18 protein-coding genes and 1 pseudogene are annotated in these 19,242 nt (G+C 69.6%); 8 read left to right on the top strand and 11 right to left on the bottom strand.

Annotated elements, in window-relative coordinates; translation table 11 throughout:
- The gene (locus P9K36_RS27835; protein WP_278306268.1) at window positions 1-1,194 is read right to left on the bottom strand and encodes a phage portal protein; all 1,194 of its coding nucleotides are present in this window, start codon (window positions 1,192-1,194) and stop codon (window positions 1-3) included.
- Window positions 1,195-1,224: 30 nt separating this feature from the next.
- On the opposite strand from P9K36_RS27835, the gene P9K36_RS27830 reads away from it, so the two are divergent.
- A complete protein-coding gene (locus P9K36_RS27830; protein WP_043760108.1) occupies window positions 1,225-2,202 on the top strand; it encodes a hypothetical protein in 978 nt (325 codons plus the stop codon).
- Between the two features lie 322 nt (window positions 2,203-2,524).
- Here the strand turns inward: P9K36_RS27830 and P9K36_RS27825 are convergent, their stop codons facing one another.
- From P9K36_RS27825 to P9K36_RS27815, 3 genes are all read right to left on the bottom strand, one after another.
- On the bottom strand, window positions 2,525-3,826 hold the full coding sequence (locus P9K36_RS27825) for a terminase family protein (RefSeq protein WP_193376707.1): 1,302 nt from the start codon (window positions 3,824-3,826) through the stop codon (window positions 2,525-2,527).
- Window positions 3,792-4,430, bottom strand: coding sequence for a helix-turn-helix domain-containing protein (locus P9K36_RS27820; protein WP_043760106.1), 639 nt, complete (start codon window positions 4,428-4,430; stop codon window positions 3,792-3,794). The genes P9K36_RS27825 and P9K36_RS27820 overlap by 35 nt, the downstream gene beginning before the upstream one ends.
- A 121-nt stretch (window positions 4,431-4,551) precedes the next feature.
- Window positions 4,552-4,935, bottom strand: a complete 384-nt coding sequence (locus tag P9K36_RS27815; protein ID WP_236961838.1) for a DUF3761 domain-containing protein — start codon at window positions 4,933-4,935, stop codon at window positions 4,552-4,554.
- 345 nt (window positions 4,936-5,280) lie between these two features.
- Here P9K36_RS27815 and P9K36_RS27810 point away from each other — a divergent pair, with 345 nt between their 5' ends.
- On the top strand, window positions 5,281-6,372 hold the full coding sequence (locus P9K36_RS27810) for a PAS domain S-box protein (RefSeq protein WP_170861828.1): 1,092 nt from the start codon (window positions 5,281-5,283) through the stop codon (window positions 6,370-6,372).
- Window positions 6,373-6,452: 80 nt separating this feature from the next.
- Window positions 6,453-6,881 carry a SufE family protein gene (locus P9K36_RS27805; RefSeq protein WP_043355266.1) on the top strand — a complete coding sequence of 143 codons (429 nt, stop codon included), beginning with the start codon at window positions 6,453-6,455 and terminating at the stop codon, window positions 6,879-6,881.
- Between the two features lie 6 nt (window positions 6,882-6,887).
- Here the strand turns inward: P9K36_RS27805 and P9K36_RS27800 are convergent, their stop codons facing one another.
- The 3 genes from P9K36_RS27800 to P9K36_RS27790 form a co-directional block, all read right to left on the bottom strand.
- Complete coding sequence (locus tag P9K36_RS27800; RefSeq protein ID WP_193376706.1) at window positions 6,888-7,739, bottom strand: DUF6456 domain-containing protein; 852 nt, start codon at window positions 7,737-7,739, stop codon at window positions 6,888-6,890.
- 93 nt (window positions 7,740-7,832) lie between these two features.
- A complete protein-coding gene (locus P9K36_RS27795; RefSeq protein WP_052083757.1) occupies window positions 7,833-8,069 on the bottom strand; it encodes a hypothetical protein in 237 nt (78 codons plus the stop codon).
- Window positions 8,070-8,231: 162 nt separating this feature from the next.
- Complete coding sequence (locus tag P9K36_RS27790) at window positions 8,232-9,719, bottom strand: PAS domain-containing protein (RefSeq protein WP_052083755.1); 1,488 nt, start codon at window positions 9,717-9,719, stop codon at window positions 8,232-8,234.
- 524 nt (window positions 9,720-10,243) lie between these two features.
- On the opposite strand from P9K36_RS27790, the gene P9K36_RS27785 reads away from it, so the two are divergent.
- Window positions 10,244-10,414, top strand: coding sequence for a hypothetical protein (locus tag P9K36_RS27785; protein WP_164706349.1), 171 nt, complete (start codon window positions 10,244-10,246; stop codon window positions 10,412-10,414).
- Between the two features lie 287 nt (window positions 10,415-10,701).
- On the opposite strand, the gene P9K36_RS27780 is transcribed toward P9K36_RS27785, so the two are convergent.
- The 3 genes and pseudogenes from P9K36_RS27780 to P9K36_RS27770 form a co-directional block, all read right to left on the bottom strand.
- Window positions 10,702-11,085, bottom strand: a complete 384-nt coding sequence (locus P9K36_RS27780; protein ID WP_043760103.1) for a nuclear transport factor 2 family protein — start codon at window positions 11,083-11,085, stop codon at window positions 10,702-10,704.
- Window positions 11,086-11,413: 328 nt separating this feature from the next.
- Window positions 11,414-11,572: pseudogene (locus P9K36_RS27775) on the bottom strand (sodium-independent anion transporter); the annotation flags it as partial.
- 186 nt (window positions 11,573-11,758) lie between these two features.
- A complete protein-coding gene (locus P9K36_RS27770) occupies window positions 11,759-13,450 on the bottom strand; it encodes a methyl-accepting chemotaxis protein (protein ID WP_043760102.1) in 1,692 nt (563 codons plus the stop codon).
- Between the two features lie 767 nt (window positions 13,451-14,217).
- On the opposite strand from P9K36_RS27770, the gene P9K36_RS27765 reads away from it, so the two are divergent.
- The 3 genes from P9K36_RS27765 to P9K36_RS27755 all read left to right on the top strand — a co-directional run bounded on the left by P9K36_RS27765 (window position 14,218) and on the right by P9K36_RS27755 (window position 17,542).
- Window positions 14,218-14,571: a hypothetical protein gene (locus P9K36_RS27765; RefSeq protein ID WP_051976024.1), complete on the top strand. Its 354-nt coding sequence runs from the start codon at window positions 14,218-14,220 to the stop codon at window positions 14,569-14,571.
- Window positions 14,572-14,648: 77 nt separating this feature from the next.
- The gene (locus P9K36_RS27760) at window positions 14,649-16,400 is read left to right on the top strand and encodes an LLM class flavin-dependent oxidoreductase (RefSeq protein WP_347568045.1); all 1,752 of its coding nucleotides are present in this window, start codon (window positions 14,649-14,651) and stop codon (window positions 16,398-16,400) included.
- Between the two features lie 284 nt (window positions 16,401-16,684).
- Window positions 16,685-17,542, top strand: coding sequence for a hypothetical protein (locus P9K36_RS27755; RefSeq protein WP_236952771.1), 858 nt, complete (start codon window positions 16,685-16,687; stop codon window positions 17,540-17,542).
- A 316-nt stretch (window positions 17,543-17,858) separates the two neighbouring features.
- Here P9K36_RS27755 and P9K36_RS27750 read toward each other — a convergent pair whose 3' ends face one another.
- Window positions 17,859-18,422 (bottom strand): helix-turn-helix domain-containing protein, encoded by a 564-nt coding sequence (locus P9K36_RS27750; RefSeq protein WP_043388941.1) that lies wholly within the window; start codon window positions 18,420-18,422, stop codon window positions 17,859-17,861.
- A 110-nt stretch (window positions 18,423-18,532) separates the two neighbouring features.
- Here P9K36_RS27750 and P9K36_RS27745 point away from each other — a divergent pair, with 110 nt between their 5' ends.
- Complete coding sequence (locus P9K36_RS27745) at window positions 18,533-19,231, top strand: glutathione S-transferase N-terminal domain-containing protein (protein ID WP_043388943.1); 699 nt, start codon at window positions 18,533-18,535, stop codon at window positions 19,229-19,231.
- Window positions 19,232-19,242: the final 11 nt, after the last annotated feature.

Genomic DNA, 19,242 nt, shown 5'->3' with positions numbered 1-19,242 from the left:
TCACCGGGAACCCGGCTCCTGCGGCATCGCGGGCGGGTAGCCCACCGCCTCGCGCTTCTCCGCCACCGACAGGAAATCGGCGGCCTCGACCCGGCGCCACAGGGATTCCCGCTCCACCGCCAGCGCCTCGATCCGATCGAGGTCCGGCTCCAGGTCGACGGGGCCGAAGGCGGGCTCCAGCCAGCCGGCCAGCGCCTGCCCGGTGCGGGTGGCGAGGGGGATCAGGGTCTGGCGGTAGAGGGCGCGGTTGGCCTCGGCGTAGTTGGCGTGGGTGTTGTCGCCGGGCAGTCCCAGCAGCAGCGGCGGCACGCCGAAGGCCAGGGCAATCTCCCGGGCCGCCGCGTTCTTGGCCGCGACGAAATCCATGTCCCGCGGCGACAGCGCCAGGGGCTTCCAGTCCAGGCCGCCCTCCAGCAGCAGGGGACGGCCGGCATTGGCGGCCCCCTGGTAATTCGCCTCCAGCTCCGCCTTCAGCCGGTCGAATTGCGGTTCGGACAGCGACGCCCCGGCGAAGACCAGGGCCCCGGACGGCCGGGCGGCATTGTCGAGGAGCGCCTTGTTCCAGGCGCTCGCGGCGTTGTGGATGTCGAGGGCCGCGGCGGCGGCCGCGATCGGGGCGAGGCCGCCGGTCTCGTCGTCCGGGTGGAACAGCGCCAGCGCCAGGATCGGCGCCACGGCGGTCCCGGGCTCGGGCAGATCGAACCGGCGGCTGCGTCCGCCCGCCGTATAGAGATAGGCCGTCGGCCAGCCGTCCGGGCCCGGCAGCATCCGCATGCGCCCGGGCCGGAGAGCCTGGAGCGCCGCGATCCGCCCGTCGAGGCTCACCGCCTCGAGATAGGCCGTGCCGCCGAGCAGGAGATCGGCATAGACGGTTTCAAGCAGGTGCGTGCCGCTCTCCCGGGGGTTCGGCCGCGCCAGCAGCGCCAGGAGGTCGCCCGCCCGCTCGGCCCCGGGGCCGGTGGCGATCAGCGGCAGGCTCGCGGCGCTCTCGGCGACGAGCCGCACCGCCCGGTGGACCACCGGGTTGGCTTGGTAGCCGGCCCGGGCGAGGGCCGCCGGATCGCGGGGCGTCCAGCTGGCCCGGCCCTCGGCATAGAGGGCGAAGGCCGGGGCCGCGGCGGCCTTGGTGGCGAGCACCGGGCCGCCGCTGGCGCGGCGCGCCACCCGCGCCAGCCGTTCGAGGAGGGTCGACATGCCGGTCCGTTCCTGAGCTATGGTCACGCGATGCAGCCCCGGTTCCCCACACGGCCCCAGGCGCGGTTCCGGGCGCGCTTCCGCGCCGCCCGTTTCGGCGGCCTCGTCGCGGCGCTCCTCGCCGCGCCCGCCCGGGCCGGGGATGCGCCCGGGCCCGCGCCCCTCTGGCCGGAACCCGATGGAACCCTGATCCTGGCGCGCCCCTTCGGCCGGTCCGAGATCAGCCTGCGCCTGTCCCGGCGGGTCGCCGGAGCGGTGGACACCCTGACCTGGGACGGCGTCACGTTCCTGGCCGATACCGAACCGGGCGATGCCCTGCAGGCGCGGGCGGAGGTCGGGTCCGGACGCGGCTGCCGCCGGGCGAGCGAGGCGGGCACCCCGCAGGACCCCACCGGCGAACCCGCCGCGCGCCGTCTCCGCGCCCTGCGCGCCGGACGGAGCTGGGCCGAGACCGAGACCCGCATGGCCTGGGACGGGCCGTCCGATCCCGCCGACGAGCCCCCGTCAGACTGCCCGACGGGCGCCGCGGCCGCGGCATTGCCCGCGCCGATCCTGCACAAGCGGATTGCCCTCGGCCTGCCCGGCCTCGGCAACGCCGTGGAGGTGCAGGCCCGCTTCGACCTGGCCGAGGCCGCGGCGGCGCTCCGGCTCGAACCCCTCGCCGCCGCCGTGCCGGCGGAATTCTCGTCGGCCTGGCGCTTCGACCCGGCCAGCGGCGGGATCGCGCCCCTCGATCCCGAACCGGGGGAGCGGCCGGACCCCGTGATCCTGGCGACGCCGGAGGGCTCGCACGCCCTGGCGGTCTGGGCGCCGGGCCCGCCGGAGCAGGAGCCCGACGCGCCGCGCCCCGGCTTCGCGGTCGCCGCCGAGGCCGGAGCGAACCGCCTGAGCTGCCGGTTCCGGGTGACGCACGCCGCCGCCGGCGCGCATGCTTTCGCCTGCTATGCCCTGGTCGGCTCCCTGGCCGACGTCCGGGCCGCCCTGCGGACCCTGACCGCGCCTCCATGACGGCGCCCCCCGTGCTGGACCGTCCGGATTGCAGGACCCGCCGAGGGCCCGGGGTCCTGTATGCCGGGCGCGCCTGCGGCGCCCCCAGCTGACGGCAAGGATCGTGCCCCTAGGATGCGCGGCCCGATCCACCCGCCGCCGTCGCACAAGCGGAAAGAATTGTGGTGGGGATTCCCAGCACGGGACGGCACGCCGTGGCAGGACAGCTACAGCTCTGGCGCACGACATTGTGTATACAGGATGCAGTTCGTTCCAGAGACCACGAACCACCTCCGGCGCGCTTCTCACGGAAGCGCGCCGAATTGTTTTCTAGAAGCCGCGGTCAAAGCCGCCGGATCCGCGGCTCGGCCTGCGGCCCGAGCATCAGATGCGTCAGCGCCCAGACGAGGGCGTCGAGCCGGTCGGGCGAGGCCCCGCCGGACAGGCCGTCCGGCCCGAAATCGCACAGTTCGTCCTCCAGCGCCGGGAACGCCCCGACATGGTGGACCAGTCCGCGAGCGTAGAGCAGCGAGACCGGCTCGGCGCGGAGATACTTGCCGCGCGTAGCGTGCACCCGCGTGACCGGCACCGCGGGGTCGCACTGGCTGAGCACGGCGGCGGCCATCTCGCCACCCTGGTTGACCTCGACCACGAGGGCGTCGGCCTGGAGGCGGTGATAGAGCGCCAGCGCCGCACCCGCCCAGGCCTGCGGGGTGGCACGGGCGAGGCTCGCATCGGCCAGGACGTAGGCGTGCCCCCCCGCGCGCCCGGCCGCCACTATCCCGCAGGCATCCGAGCGCGCCCCGGAGGCGGCCGGGGGATCCACCGCCACGACGATCCGGCCGAGATCGGGCGCGGCGGCGACCCGACCCGCCTCCAGCGCGGCGCGGTTCCACAGGGCGTCGTCCCGGTCGGCGATGAGCTCGCCGTCGAGTTCCTGACGGCCGAGCCGGGTGCCGGCGTAGCGCCCGACCACTTGGTCGAGGAAGTCCGGCGCGAGATGCGCGGCGTTGTCATGCGTCCGGGCCCGGCTCACCACCGTGCGCGGATCGGCGAGCAGGCGGCGGATCAGCGGCACCGGCCGGGGGGTCGTCGTCACGCAGTTGCGCGGCCGGGCGCCGAGGCGCAGGCCGAATTGCAGCATGTCGAAGGCGGCGTCCGGCCGGCGCCATTTGGCGGCCTCGTCGCACCACGCGGCGCCGAATTGCGGACCGCGCAGGGCGTCCGGCTCCTCAGCCGAGAAGGCCAGCGCGACCGCACCGTTGCTCCACTCGATGCGGCGGCGGCTCGGCGACCAGACCGGGCGGGCGCGCCCCCGCGCCGGCAGGCCGAGGAGTCCCGAGGGACCGTCGACCATCACGTCGCGCACGTCGAGATGGGTCTCGCCCACGAGCGCGATCCGTCCGATCGGGTCCTCGGTGAAGGCCGGATCGCCCCGGGCGAGGGCGTCGACCCACTCGGCCCCGGTGCGGGTCTTGCCGCTGCCGCGGCCGCCGATCACCGCCCAGGTGGTCCAGGGCTCGGGCGGCGGCAGCTGATCGGGCCGGGCCTGATGCAGCCAGTCGCCGGCCAGGGCCCGGAGCAGGTCCTGAGGCAGGGTCCCGAGGAAGTCAGGCAGCCGTCCGGCCGCCGACAAAGCCAGCATAGCGTCGCGCGATCTCCGCGCGCAGGGCGGGCAGGTCGGGTTCGCTCCCATCGCCCCCCTCCTCCCCCGCGCTCCGCGCCCTGTCCGCATCCACCGTGTCGAGGAGCCGCTTGAGCCCGCCGAGGTCGCGCAGGATCCGGGCGGAGTCGCGCGCGGCCGGCCCCACCCCGCTCAGCGTCGCGTCGAAGGCGGCGATCTGCCGGAGGATGTGGGCGCGCAGATGCGTCCGCAGGGTCGCCGGATCGGTCGCCGGGTCGCCGCGCCGGATCAAAGTCGGCGGCAGATCCGCCCCGAAGGCCGAGGCCAGCATCGCGGCATCGAGCCGGCCGAGTCCCAGGATCTCGGTGACGTCGCCGGGATCGGCGCCCGGGGTGCAGAGCAGGCGGATCAGCGCCGCCCGACGCGCCGCCGGCCACCGCGCCGTCAGGAGCCTGGGCCGATGCTTCCGCGGTCTCAGCCAGCCGGCCCGGACGTTCCAGGTGCGGACCGTGCTCGGATGGACACCGAGGCGGGCGCTGATCGCGTCGAACGGCAGATCGGTCTCTCGGAGAAGCTTCAGGGCCTCGGCGCGGCTATCCGCCCTGCTGGGAGGAGGTGGCCACATCGGCGTCTCTCCGCACACGTCTCGACCGTGCCGTGTTGATACACGGGCAGCGCGACGGTGTCAAGCGCAAATTCCTATTCTTGGCCCGGAATAGGATTTAAGGCAGAGCTCGCCCTGGGCTTCAGCCTTCCCACCGGGCGACGCCGCCGTGGCGGGAGCAGGTGCCGCGATGGGTATGGCTGAAGCTCCACGTCCCGTCCCGGCACTTGGCAGTGGCGCCGGCCGGTTTGGCGCCGTCGAGGCTCTTGGCCGGTTGATGGACCTCGGATCCGTCCCGGCTCCGGTAATGGCCGTGCCGGTCGAGGTTCCGGTCGTCCGGTTCGGAGAAGGGCCGCGCGGTCGCACTGCCCGCCATGGCGAGGAGGAGGCAGCCACCGAGGGCGCACCAGCGGGCAGCGCCCCGGCGGAAGGCTCTGGGCCGCAGCGTGATCCGCCACCGGCTGGCGTCGCCACCGGCGCCCCTCCGGCGGAGAATGGGAACGGTCGCGATCGGGGCAGGCAGCACGGCGCCCTCAAGGTTGTGTCAAACACCATCAGACACAACCAGAGCATCGCGTCACGAACTATCTAAAGTTATCTCATCGTCACTCACAAGTTGTCGCTCCCGCATGATGGCCGGTCTGCCCGACCGGCTCGCCGGCGCGTGCGGTCCGGCCGTGCGCCCCGGTTCGGGCGCGCAGGGCGGCGGGGCGCGGAACGGGCTCGAAAGGTATCGCGGCTATCGTCGCCGAAAGTGCGCTGTTGAAGGCGGTGGAAGACCGGAACGGCCGTCCGGTCGACACGTTGACCGGCGCCATCCGCACGCAGGCATCGCCTTTTACGCAGTTCGTCAAAGTGAATCAGGTACAGAATGGTCGGTGAGCCACCAGGGTCCGGCGCGGCACAACCGCCGGATAACGGCCCCTCGGGGGATCCTGGTCGGGGTCCGGCACAGGGGACCGCGGAAGCCGCTGCCCTGAGCGACAGCTTCAAGCGATTCGCCGACGTCGTGCCCCTGATGATGTGGCGCTCGGACGAGGCCGGTCACGCGATCCACCACAACGAGTGCTGGCTGGAATTCACCGGACGCCCCCTTGAGGCGGAACTCGGGCTCGGCTGGCGCAGCGGACTGCATCCCGAGGATTTCGACCGGCATGCCCGGATCGTCGCCGAGGCCTTCGAGGCGCGGGCGCCGTTCACCGTCGAGTTCCGGCTGCGGCGGCACGACGGCGAGTACCGCTGGCTGCTCGACACGGCCCGCCCCCTCATGGAGGATGGCCGGTTCCAGGGCTATCTCGGCTCCTGCTTCGACATCACCGACCGCAAGCACGCGGAGGAGCATATCGAGCACGCGCTGGCCGAGAAGGAGGCGCTGCTGGCCGAGGTCTACCACCGGGTCCGCAACAACCTCCAAGTGATGGTCAGCCTGATCGGCCTCTACGGCCGGGCGGCGCCGGATGCCTGCCGGGGCAGCTTCGAGGCCCTGGGCCAGCGGGTCCGGGCGATCGCGCTGGTGCAGCAACATCTCCATGAGGCGCCGCACATCGCGTCGATCGACCTCAAGGACTACCTCCACCGCCTCGCCTCCGGGCTCGGGCAGCTCCGGCGGGCCGGGCGGATCAGCGTCCATGTCGGCGGCTCGGGGAACGGCCTCGTGGAGCCGCGTACCGCCAACGCCCTCGGGATGATCGTCGCCGAGATCGTCGCCGAGTGCCTGGACGCCACGGCCGAGCACGTCGCCTGCTCCATCGCCATCGACATCGAGTCCGGCCTCCCGGCGCGCCTGTCGATCGTCTCCGGGGTGAGCGAGATGGCCGATTCCGGCCGGTCGAACGTCCCGAAGCTCGGCCCCCGCCTCATCGCCGCCTACGCGGCCCAGGCCGAGATCAGCGTGTCGGGCGATGCCAGCCCAGGCGATCCCCTGTGGCTGACCCTGCCGCCGACCCGCCCCGCCGCGCAATGAGCGACCGCGTCGCCGGGCCCCGTCGCCATGACGGCGCGGTCGGCCTATAGCGGCGTGGACCCTACCGGACCCGGCCGAGCATGCTTCCTCCGATCGACACCATCATCGAGAATTTCGAGATCGTCGAAGACGACGACATGCGGCTTGAGTATCTGATCGAGCTGGGCCGCGCCCTGCCGCCGATGCCCGAGTCGGAGCGGACCGAGGCGAACCGCGTCCATGGCTGCGAGAGCCAGGTCTGGATCGACACGAAGGCGGAGCCGTCCGACGGCACGCCGCGCCTCGTCCTCCACGGCTTCAGCGATTCGTTCATCGTCCGCGGCTTCGTGGCGCTGATGGTGGCGCTCTACACCGGCAAGACGCCCCGGGAGGCCGCCGAGACCGACGGCCTCGACCTGTTCCGGCAGCTCCGCTTCGGCGCCCACGTGACCTCGAAGCGCTCCAACGGCGTGCGGGCGATGGCGGAACGCATCCACCGCGACGCGGTCCGGCTCGCCGCCGGGGCCTGAGGGGCCTCACCCCCGCCAGAGGCGCAGGCGGCCCCGATCGGGCCCCGTCGCCTCCCGCTCCAGCCCGTAATGCTCGGCCAGCCGCCCCAGGGCGATGCGGGCCACGACCTTGGCCGAGCGGGCCGGCCAGCGCCGCTCGGCCTCGATCCGCTCCAGGCCCTTGAGGAAACCGCAGAGGTCGATCAGCAGGCCCGACAGGTCGCTCCCGACCGCATCGAGGGCCCCGCGCACCCGTTGCCGGGCCGCGATCACGTGGTCGGCCGCGCTGGCCGGGTCGCGGGGACCGCCGCCATCGACCCGGGGGGCCCCGAAATCCGAGCCCATGCGCGGCAGCAACGCGGCGGCGGTCATGTCCCGCCGCAGCCGCTCTCCGGCCTCGAACGCCGCCGCGTCGATGAGCGGCGTGCCGTCCCGGTCGCGTCGGCGCACCATCCAGGCCAGGGGGTTCTCGGCAGCGTTGCGGAGGGTCGGCCCCGCACCACCCCCCTCCACGACGGCGAGGTCGTGGTGCTGGGCCGCGAAGGCCAGATCGCCCGGCATGGCCTGCCGGCGCAGGCGCGCCCGCCCGGCCTCCGTGATCGTCAGCCGCGTGCCGGCCTCGTTCCACGTCGCCAGATCGGCCGCGGCCAGAGCCCGGCCGTCCGCGGCCGCGAAGCGCCCGCCCCCCACCGAGACACCGCCGCCGCTGCGCCGGATCACCAGCGCATCCTCAACCAGGGGATCGGGCCGCGCATCGGCGCCCGCCTCGCCCAGTCGCGCCAGAAGGCGGCACGCATCCGCCGGCAGATCCCCAGGTCCGGCGCCGCGCGGCCGCGCCTGCACCGAAGCCACGCGGCCACCCTTGAAAGGTTTGTTCATGTTTTGTTCCGTATGGTTCACCACGGACGCACCGAGGGGCCACCATATCAGGAAAACTCAGAATTTCAAGGTTTTTTTACCTACAACTCTCAGCTATCGCGCCGCGGTCTTTCGCGCGGCACGGGTCGGTGCCCGATGGAGGATCTCGGCGATCTCGTCCTCGGACTTGTCCCGGACCTCGTAGCCCATCGCCTCGAACCGCTCGATGAGCGCGGCGCTCTCGGCGGCGGAGCGGGCCGCCCAGACGGCGAGGAGGTCGTTCACCCGGTCCAGATCCGCCTCGGGGTGATCGTCCTGCGCATCCGGCGACGGATTGGGGATCGCGACCATGGCGGCACCTCGGGATCGAACCGGCGACCGTGTTCGACGCCACGGCCCGTCATGCAACGCCCGAGGTCGGACGTGGCTCCCGCGGTCCCTCAACCGAAAGCCGGGTCGCTCGGGCCGACGACGGTCCGCCCGGGGCAGGAACCGGATGGCCGGCGGACGGCGCTATTCGGTCTGAGCGCGGTCATCCCGGTCGGCGTTCGCCAACGGGGCGACGGCTGTGAAGACGACGCCCTCGGCGCGGTAGTCGATATCGACCCGCCCACCGATCTCCGTGGCCAAAACGCGCTTGATCAGCTGGGTTCCGAAGCTCGTCTGCCGCGGGGCCACGACAGGGGGACCTCCGCGCTCCTGCCAGCGAATATGGAGGAGCGGAGGCTCTTTCCCGCCCTGAACGCTCCACGCCACGTCGACCACACCCGCGGCGACAGACAACGCGCCGTACTTGGTCGAGTTGGTCGCCAGCTCATGGAGTGCCAGGGCGTAGGCGACGACAACCTGTGGGGGCAGGCGCAGATCCGGTCCCGAGAGCTGAAAGCGGTCGCCGTCTTCGACCCCGAAGGGAGCGAGCGAACGCATGATGAGGCCCTGCATCGAGACGCTGCCGAAATCCTCCGTGATCAGAAGGGTATTGGCGGCCGACATCGCCTGGATGCGCGCCGTCAGCGTCGCGGCGGCGTCCTGCAGCGAGTTGGCGCGCCGCATGGTCTGCGAGACGACGGCTTGCAGCGAGGCCAGCGTGTTCTGCATGCGATGGTGGAGTTCGCGGGTCAGCAGCGCGCGATGGCTCTGAACCGCCCGACGGTCCGTGATGTCCTGCGATGTTCCCGTGATCAGGATCGGCGTCCCGTCGGCCCGGTAATGCGCCTTCCCCCGAATCTGGACCCATCGCTCCTGACCGGCGGGCGTCGTCAGGCGATACTCGGCGTCGAGAAGCGACCGGTTCGCGATCGCCTGCTCAATCGCGTCCTGCTGGACCGCACGATCGTCCGGGTGGATGGAGGCGCGCAGTTCTTCGAGACTCAGCGGCTCGTCGGGCTGGCGTCCGCAGATCGCCTTGCAGCTGTCGGACGCCGTCAGATGCCCCGTGTCGAGGTTGATGCTCCAGCTTCCAAGCTGCCCCGCCTCGAGGGCAAAGCGCAGGCGCTCCTCGCTCGCCTGCAACTCGACATTGCGCCGCGCGACCTCCGCCTCCAGATCAAGGCGGTCGCGCTGGAGGCGAACCAGACGTTCACGCTCCAGGGTGACATCGAACTGGGACGCAAAGAAGTAGGTGAGCTGACCGTCTTCCCCGAACACGGGAGAGACGAGGAGGCGGTTCCAGAATGTCGAGCCGTCCTTCTTATAGTTCAGGAGGTCGAGTTCGATCGGCGTCCTGCTGTCGATCGCGCTCCTCAAGCGCGCGACGTCCGCCCGGTCGGTCGCAGGTCCCTGCAGGAAGCGGCAGTTCCGCCCGATGATGGCGTCGCGTCCATAGCCCGTCAGCCGCGTGAAGGCCGCGTTGGCGAAGACGATCGGGTTGTCGTCTTGTCGCGGGTCGGTGATGAGCATCGGCATGCGCGTGGCGCGAACGGCCGACGAGAAAGGGTCTGGTCCGGCGCCCGCCCGCGTCAGCTCGCGAATGATGCGGGCTTCTTCCTCATAGTCCGGCACCTGGGCACGTCCTGAACACATCAGACCTCAAGCGCTGCCGTATAACGCGTCGGCGCCTGCGCATGAAGAGCGCCGAAGACCGTTGAAGCGCCCATCCACCTGAACCGGATTGCTCGGGACCAGGGCGAGGCGCGCTGCTCCCGGGAAGGCATGACAGCCTTCCCTAGGCCCCATGGGTGGGGAACGGAGCGACCGCTCGGGGTGGGTTTCCCCCGGTCCGCCTTCGGGCAAGAATTCAGGGCCGCGGACGTCGTCGCCGCGCCTGTTTCCGGCCCGAAGCAGAATCTCGCGATCCCCGCTCCGTGCCGTCCCGATTTGGCGGTCTGCGATGATGGAACGGGGTGAGAGAATTGTTCCGGATGGTCTCGCGGGACATCCAAATCAGACCGGTGGCGGTGGGCAGCCGCGACCATACCCATGATGAACCGGCATCAGGCGCGGGGCCGGGATCACCGCGCGCCGGATCGAACAGCGGTCGGGTGACGTTCCTTACCGCCTACCCGGTCCAAACAGGAGGAACGCTCATGCGTATTGGCTATCTGCTGCCGCTCGTCGGCCTGCTCGCGCTCACGGCCTGCAAAGACGAGAAGAAGGCCGAGACACCCCCGCCTCCTCCGCCGCCTGCCAGCACCGCACCGGCAAACCCGGCGCCTCCGGCGACGACGACCAACCCGGCCCCAGCCAACAAGCCGTAGCCAACGAGCCTCAAGGGCGGCGGGCCCTGGCACGCATCCCAGCGCCACAGGACCCGCCGATCGCGACCGGGGCTGATGTCACCGCCCCGGTCGCGAGGCTCATACCCGAACCAGCCCCCTGGATCGACAGCCAGGGGGGGGGGCCTGCCCGTCCGCCCCCACGCAGCCTTGTGCGGAAGCGGACGAGGCCACCCATCCGCTCACGACCCGCCGCAGCGCCCGCGCGACGCGCCCGCATGCCGGCCTCGAATCGTGCGGCACGCCGATGCGGAGGCGAGTGTCGCCGTTCAAAACATCCCGTTGGGGTTGGCTGAGGCCTCAGGCAGGATCTGCAGCACGTCCCAGTGCTCTACGATCCGGCCGTTCTCATCGAGACGGAAAAGGTCCACGGCCGCGTAATCGTGGTCGCCCGGCCAGTGCTGATGGCAATGCAGCACGACCATATCGCCCTCGGCAATTGCCCGCTTCACCGACACCCGCTTCCCCGGCCACTCACGCGCCATGCGCTCGAAATAGGCGATGAAGCCGTCTTTGCCCGTGGCCACATGCGGGTTGTGCTGGATGTAAGTGTCGCCGGCATACCGCTCGATTGCTTCACGCGGACGGCACTCATTGAACATCAGCTCGTAGAACGCGATCACGTTTGCCTTATTTCGCATGAGATCTACCATGCGGCCTTCCTCTACAACGACAAGGCCAGTCTTTCGCCCCCGACAGCCAGTCGGATCGAGGGCGTCTTGATCGTGGCCGTCCGCGCCCGGTGATTGGGAGCATGTCGGCATAGGGCAGGCAAGTGCCCGCGCCCCCTTCCAAGCCGCTCTCGCAGACAGACCGACGGATCGCCGCGCTTTGGACGCTCTGGCCATCTCCCGTAAGCCGGACAGGAATCGTGCGCCGAATGCCCCCTCGGGGCCGGGAGCGATCCGATTACCGTAAGCAGCGCGCCGGGCGAGCATCCTCACGAACCGCCAGCCCGCGCGCGGATAGCCTTCGGTCGGATCAAGGGCCGCCGACCGCGCAGGCCGCCCCGGGCTTGTCGTGCGGGCCGATCCGCTCGACCCGGCTTGCCGTCGCCGCGTTCATGCCGACCACAGGGAGCGCGATGCCGTGGCGACGGAACGTCCGCACCACCCGGTCGAGGGCGTCGAAGGCCGACATATGCCCCAGGAGAGCCGCCTGGAGGTCGCGCCTGACCGCAGGATACCGTTTGGGCGAACGATCACAGCCGCCTTACCGGCCTCCCCCTGCCGCGGGACGGTTGAGACGGCGGGGCGTGCCAGGGCGTCTGAGGTGGACCGGCATCGGCGTGGCAGACGGGCGTCGATCCCCGCGGCCCCTCCCCCACTAAGCGGCGCGGACCTCGTCCAGGAATTTGCGGACGGCTCGGCTCAGCCCATCGGACCGGACGGCGAGGGTGCGCGCGGCACCGAGAACCTGCGTCGCAGCCGATCCTGTTTCGCCGGCGCCCTCGCGCACCGATCCGATGTGATCCGTGACCTGCCGGGTCCCGTGTGCGGCCTCCTGGACGTTCCGCGCGATCTCGCGCGTGGCCGCGCCCTGTTCCTCGATCGCCGAGGCGATGTGGGTGGCGATGCCGGACATGTCGTCGATCGTGCGGCTCACGCCCTGGACCGCCTCGACCGCGCCGCGCGTGGCGGACTGGATCGCACCGATCCGGGCGCTGATCTCTTGCGTCGCCCGGGCTGTCTGCTCGGCCAGTGTCTTGACCTCCGCGGCCACCACGGCGAAGCCGCGCCCGGCCTCCCCCGCGCGGGCCGCCTCGATGGTGGCGTTGAGGGCGAGCAGATTGGTCTGGCTCGCCACGCCCGAGATCAGGCCCGCCGCAACGCCGATCCGGTCGGCGCTGTCGGACAGCTCCTGAATGATGGTGCCCGTCTCCTGGGCGCGCGCGATGGCCGTGCCGGCGATCGCGACCGAATGCGTCACCTGTCCGCTGATCTCCTGGACGGAGGCCGCCATCTCGTCGGTCGCGCTCGCAACCTGCTGCACGTTGCCGGACGTTTGTTCGGCGGCAACCGCGACGCTGACCGCGAGCGTATTGGTCTGCGCCGCGATCTCCGTCATCGATGCGGCGGTCGCCTCCATCTCGGTTGCAGCCGCGGTCAGCTCGCCCGTGAGCGCACCCGCCTCCCGCTCGAAATCACGCGTGATGCGGTCGAGGAGTTCGGCCCGGCGCATCTTGGCGGCATCGGCCTCGGCCTGCAGCGCGGCCAGCCGCCGAGCCTCGATCCCGGCCTCCTTGAACACCTGCACGGCGTCGGCGATCTGGCCGATCTCGTTCGCCTCGCCCTGGTGCGGGATCGCGACGGCGAGATCCCCAGCCGCCAACTGCCGCATCGGTTCCAGCACGGCCCGGACACGGGCGGCGATGCTCCGCACGATCAGGGTTCCGAGGATGGTGGCGACCACGAGCGCCAAGGCGCCGATGGCGAGCATGAGCCGCTTGGCCTTGGACGCGGTCGCAACCCCCTGCGCCACGGCGTTCTCGCCCTTGGCATTGTTGAGGGCCACGATCTCTTCGAGAGCCTGGGAGGCCGCCTTGATGTGCGGGCGGACGCCGACGAGGCTCTCGCGCAGCGCCAAGTCCTTATGCCCGGTCCGCGAGTATTCGAGCACGGCGGGGATCGCCGCGAGATAGCTCTGCCATTCACGGCGGAACCCGTCGAAGAGTTCACGCTCGCGCGCGTCGCCGATCAGCGGCGCGAAGTTGCGCATCGCCGCGGCCGTGGCCTCTGTCTTCTTTGACAGGGCGGCCTCCTCGGCCTGCATGCGGGCAGCGTCGGTGTAGAGGATGTGGTTGACGACGCTGACGCGCACATCGATGACGTCGCCGCGCAGTTCGCCGGCATATCGGACGCTCGGCAACGTGTTGGTGCCGAGGTGGGCTTGGTCATCGGCGAGGGTGCCGACCGCGTGGAGACCCAGGCCGTCGACGAGAAGCAGACAGCCGATGAGCAGGCCCAGGACGCCGACAAGGCGGTGCTTGATCGAAAGTCTGGAGAACCAAATTCTCATGACCCGAGCGCAGCCCCGACATCTACACCGACGAAAATAGCGATCGATCTTAAATTTTCCCTTAAAATATCAAAATGCGAATGAAAATATCAAATATCAATACTAAATTCTACGACACGATAATCGCGTGTCATCTTCCTGATCGAGACCGACATTTGGCGTAACCAAGGCCGTATCATGCGGTCGAAAGTGCCGGAGGCAGGAAGTCAGCGCCGGATGGATTTCCATCGTCCGCATCTAGCCGAACACGATCCGAAGGTATCAGTCGGCTCTGAGCCGGCCCGACATCCCTTCCCGAGCCGTCCGTGAGGTCCTGGCTCGGTTCGGGGCGCTCCGCCTGCCCCGTCGGACGGGACGCAGGCCCACACGACAGCCACCCGTCTCGGCTGGTCGGCGGGCAGGCCTCGGTTCGACAACCGCCCCACCCATGCCGGCGTCGCGACGGCCAGCCCGCCACCCCGAGCCGGCTGTCGCGATGCCCGACGCGGGTGGCGCCTGCGGGACCGGCGCAGGAATCCGCATCGTCGCACCCGCCCGACAGCGGCGTAGCACGTTCTTTTGCCCCCGTGGCCGTTTGAAGAGCAGTCTTTTATCCCGCCCGCCGACATGCAAAATTTAAATCTTAATGCCGCGGTCCGTATTGCAATACTTTCCCTAATGTAAGAAGCGGAAGGCCGATCAAATCGGACTTACTGCGAAACGATCTCACTCAGAGACCAGTCGATTGTGATCGCACACGCACGATAGCCTTGCCGGAGGGCCACGCCATGACCCGTCAACCCGCGTCTCCCTCCGACAGAGCCTCGGCTGCCGGAGCGCATCGTGGGCCGACCCACGGTCTCGTCGTAACCCTGGAGGCGAAGAACGGGCAGCAGGAGCAGGTCGCGCAGACGCTCCACGCCGCCTTCACGACCGCCATCCGCGAGGGCGGCACCGCGACGTGGTACGCCTACCGCATCTCGGAGACGCGCTTCGGCATCTTCGACACGTTCTTCGACGAGGACGCACGCAAGTCCCATCTGGATGGGGAGGTCGGCCGCTTGCTGAGCCGCATCGGCGAGGAAATCCTCGTCGGCCCGCCAGACTTTCGGGCCATCTCGATCCTCGCGTCCAAGATCTAGCGTCGCAAGACCCGCCTCAAAGACGCGCGCGGCTTCCGTCCGCGACACCGCCCTTCTTCCGGCCGATGGATAGAATTATGCTGATCGATCAGCGAGCGACGCGACCGCACATCTTCCTCAGTGCCTTCGACATGCACTGCGTCGTCCATCAGAACCCGGGCATGTGGCGGTATCCGGGAGACCAGACGCACAATTACAAGGATATTGAATACTGGATCGAGCTGGCCCGCGTGCTGGAGCAGGGCGGGTTCGATGCGCTCTTCATCGCCGACGTGCTCGGCTTCTACGATGTCTATGGCGGCAACCGCGATGCGGCGCTGCGTACGGCCGCGCAGGCGCCGGTCGGCGATCCGCTCATGACCATCGCGGCCATGTCGGCAGCCACGACCCATCTGAGCTTCGGGGCCACCGTCTCGCTGACCTACGAGCTGCCCTACAAGTTCGCGAAGACGATGACCACCTTGGATCATCTGACGAAAGGTCGTGTCGCCTGGAATATCGTGACGTCTTACCAGCAGAGTGCGGCCGTCAATCTCGGACTCGACACGCAAATCGCCCATGACGAGCGCTACAACATGGCCGATGAGTTCATGGAAGTCTGCTACAAATTGTGGGAAGGCTCCTGGGAGGACGACGCGGTGCGGCGCGATGTCGAGACCGGCCTCTACACCGACCCCTCCAAGGTTCACGACATTCGGCACGCCGGCAAATACTACAAGGTCCGGGGCGCACATCTGTGCGAGCCCTCCCCGCAGCGCACGCCCTTCCTGTTCCAGGCCGGCGCCTCCGCCCGGGGACGGAAGTTCGCCGCGCGCCACGCCGAGGCGGTCTTCCTCATCGGCACCAATCCCAAGGACACTCGCACCGTCGTCGATCAGTATCGGATGCTGGCGGCGGAGCAGGGCCGCGATCCGCGCAGCCTGAAGATCATCATCATGCTGACGCCGATCGTGGCGGAGACCGATGCAGCCGCCCAGGAGAAGCTGGCGTTGATCAAGTCGCGCGCGCAGGTCGATGCGGCCCTGGCGCTCTGGGGCGGCTGGACCGGCATCGACCTCTCCGGCGCGGATCCGGACAAGCCCCTCGATCAGTTCCAGGGGGACGGCATCCGGGCCTTCAGCGATATGCTGACGCGCGTGGACAGCGAACTCGTCTGGACGCCGCGGCGGCTCGCCGAGTGGCTCTGCGTGGGCGGGATGAGCGCGAGCTGTGTCGGGTCCCCCAGGACGATCGTCGATCATCTGGAAGAATGGCTCGACGTCGCCGACGTCGATGGATTCAACATCGCCCGGGTGACGAATTACGGCACGTTCGAAGATTTTCGGGATCTGATCACCCCGGAGCTTCGCCGCCGCGGCCTGATCCCGGAGGATCGACCCGCCCGTCCTCAGACAGCCCGGGAGCGGGTCTACGGTCAGAGCCGCCTGCGCGACGATCATCCCGGCGCGGCCTTCAAGGTTGGCGCGGCCCAGGCGTCGGCTCGGCGCAGCGCGGGCCCGGTTACGCTGCGCACCTCACCCCGCAACGTCGGCCTTCTGGTCACGCTCAAGGCAAAGCCGGAGACGAAGGAGCAGCTGGAAACGTGGCTGCATGACATGCAGCAATTCGCCGAGGATGAGGCGGGCACGATAACCTGGTACGCCTTCCAGATCGACGACCTGACCTACGGCATCTACGACACGTTCCTCAGTCATGAGGGACGGGAGGATCACATCCACGGTCAGATCGTCAAATCATTGCGAACGCTGCAGCACGACATGCTGGAGAGCCCGCCCGACATCCGGCCCCTCGATCTCCTGTCCGTGAAGAGCTTCGCGCCGGGCCACTGAGAATCGGTCCGCGTTCGGCAATCCCGCCGGCGCAGCAGACGTCGCGCTCCCCCCGGCCGACGAACCTCGCACCTGTCCGGGACCGCCTGAATGAAAGGCATCGGACGGCGGCAAGGCACGTGAGCCGGGCCGCCCCTCTCCGTGAGCCTTGGCTGTTGACGGCCCGTCATCGCAACGCCTAATACATATAGCACAGGCTATAATGATGGGTCATGGCTATGCGGCAGACGTCCGCCCGACATCGGTCGCCGGTGTCAGGCCCCCTCCTGTGCGGGCTCGCGGTGATGCTCGGGCAGCTCACGGCACCGGCGCTTGCGCAGACCCTTCCCACCGCCGCCGAGAACCTGACGCCCGGTGACCTCGACAGCGAGCATCTGTTCGGGTTCACGGAAGGCAGCGACCTCGGCGTACCCGGGGAAGTCGAGCTGGAATGGGAGACGAGCGGGCGCCTGGGCAAGCGCCTGGGCCGTTTCCTGGCCGTCGACAGCGGGCTCGCTCTGAAGGTCCCACTCACCCGCGACTTCCGCCTGGCGCCGGGGATCACCTTCAACGCCTACGATATCGGCGTGCCCGGCGACCCGACCCGGACCACGGGCGGGTTCAACGGCGGCTTCCTCGAAACCCGTCTGCGTCTGCTGGACCGCCGCACCGCGCCCTTCGGCCTGACCCTCAACCTCGTGCCGGGATACGGGACCGTAGACGGGGGATCAGGCGCACCGGCCAGCAGCTTCGGCACCGAGGTCGGGCTTTTGGCCGACCGCGAGGTCATCCCTGACATGCTGATCGCTGCGGTCAACGTCGGCTTCGCATTCTCATCGGTCCGGATGAACGCGACGGACGCGCGCGTGGCTGGGTCAGGCGTCGAGGTCGCCGGCGCCTTGGCCTACCGCGTGCAACCGGGTTACTTCCTCGGCGGCGAGGTCCGTTATGCCTGGACCTATGATGGCCTGACGCTGGACCGGCTCGCGGGTCAGGCCGCGTATCTCGGGCCTACGGCCTATGTGACCCTGTCGCCGCATGCCTGGGCCTCATTCACCTGGAGCTTCCAGATCGCCGGGCAGTCGGCGGGTGAGCCCGGTCCGCTCGATTTGTCCAGCTTCGACCGTCATCAGATGCGACTGCGTGTCGGTTACAGCTTTTGATCGCGGCCAGGGCAAACGCGCAGCGAGGCTCCACCCACGCCTTCGCGGACAAAGGTGACGCCGTTCACCCTTGTTGTGCCGCGTGATGCCGCCCGCGCACCCCGCCGGGTTCGTCGCACGGCCGACGAACAGCTCCTCGGGAGATCGGAGATCTATCGGACGTCCGACTCGGGCCGGGAGGGCAATAGCCGCTTTGGGTGGATCTCAGCTGCTCCGCTTTCGAACGGCAACGCATCGACGCGGACCTCGCCTTGCCTCTCGCTGACGCCCCACCCCGGCCCCTCGGCGCGTCCCGTCATAGAATACGCGACCCAAGTCACGGGATAAGGCCGCTCTCCCGGTAAGCCGCAATGACATCGGTGTAGTGGGCGACTTCGTCCCGGCCGTGCGCGATCATCTGCGCGCCCGATACCGCCGCGAAGATGGCCTTCGCCCGCCGCCGGATCTCCTCCGGGGCATCCCCCTCCCCCGGGGCCAGCACCCGCGCGATCCAGCGCTCGTTCATCTCGCCCCACCGGACGACTTCGGTCCGGACCTCGGCAGGGAGGTCGTTCCGTTCCGCCGCCAGCATCCCGGCCAAACACATGCGATTGCCGTTCAGCAACGTGTCCCGGAACACGTCGGTGTACCGCCGCATCACGGTCGTGCGGTCCGTGGCGTCGTTCAGGACCTCGTCGAGGTAGCGCTCGTAGCGATCGATGTAGCGCCTCACGATCGCCTCGACCAACGCCCCCTTCGTCGGAAAGTAGTAGTGGATGCTGGCGCTCTTGATCCCGACCGTTTTGGCGAGCTCACGGAAGCTGAGTCCGCTGTATCCGAGATCCTGCACGGTCAGCCGCGCGGCCTCCATGATCCGGTCCCGCATCGTGACGCCACTCATCTCGGCCCCCTGCTACCTGACGCCAGATAGGCTTTGACAGGCCATGCGTGAAGCTCCTATTCCGACCGCACCTACCTGACGCACGGTAGGTGCCCGTGGAGGACGCTACGATGACGGACAAGCCCCGCCTCTTCACCTCGCCCTCGGCCTTCCCCAACCCCCAGCGCGTGCGCCTCTTTCTGCACGAGAAGGGCATCGCCAATCAGTTCGATGAGGTCATCTACGACATGGCCCCCGGTGGAGAGCAGCGGGGATGGCAACACCTCAAGATGAATCCCTGGGGCGAGACGCCGACCCTACGCCTCGCCGACGGCGAGATCCTGTCCGAGACGACCGCCATCGTGCGCTACCTCGACCAAGCCTTCCCCGGCCGCCGCATCCTGGGCGAAACCCCAATGGCTCAGGGCCTGGACGCGATGTGGGACAGCCGCATCTGGGTCCACATCCTCTATCGCATCACCACGATGTTCCACGTCCTGCACCGTGGGCTGGGTCCGAAGCTCGAACTGACGCACAATCCGGCCTGGGGTGAGCACTGCCGCAAGGAGGCGCTGGCTCACGCGGGGCTCGTGGACCGGCACCTGTCGGACGGCCGCGCCTGGATGTTGGGCGGGGATGCGCCGACCTTCTCGGACATCACGCTGGCGACGGCGGTGGCTTTCTCGAAATTCCCCGTCTGCGCCACGCCGCTGGACGAGCGGTTCGAGCACCTCGATGCCTTCTGGCGGCGATGGCAGGAGCGCCCGGCGTTTCGAGCGGCCTACGCCGATCGCAGCAGCGGCGTGCCGGAGCTGGACGACCGTCAGTAATCCCGGCGCGT

The organism is Methylobacterium sp. 391_Methyba4, from assembly GCF_029691625.1.
GTDB classification, from domain to species: Bacteria; Pseudomonadota; Alphaproteobacteria; order Rhizobiales; family Beijerinckiaceae; genus Methylobacterium; species Methylobacterium fujisawaense.
This window is presented reverse-complemented; position numbering and strand designations above follow the sequence as displayed.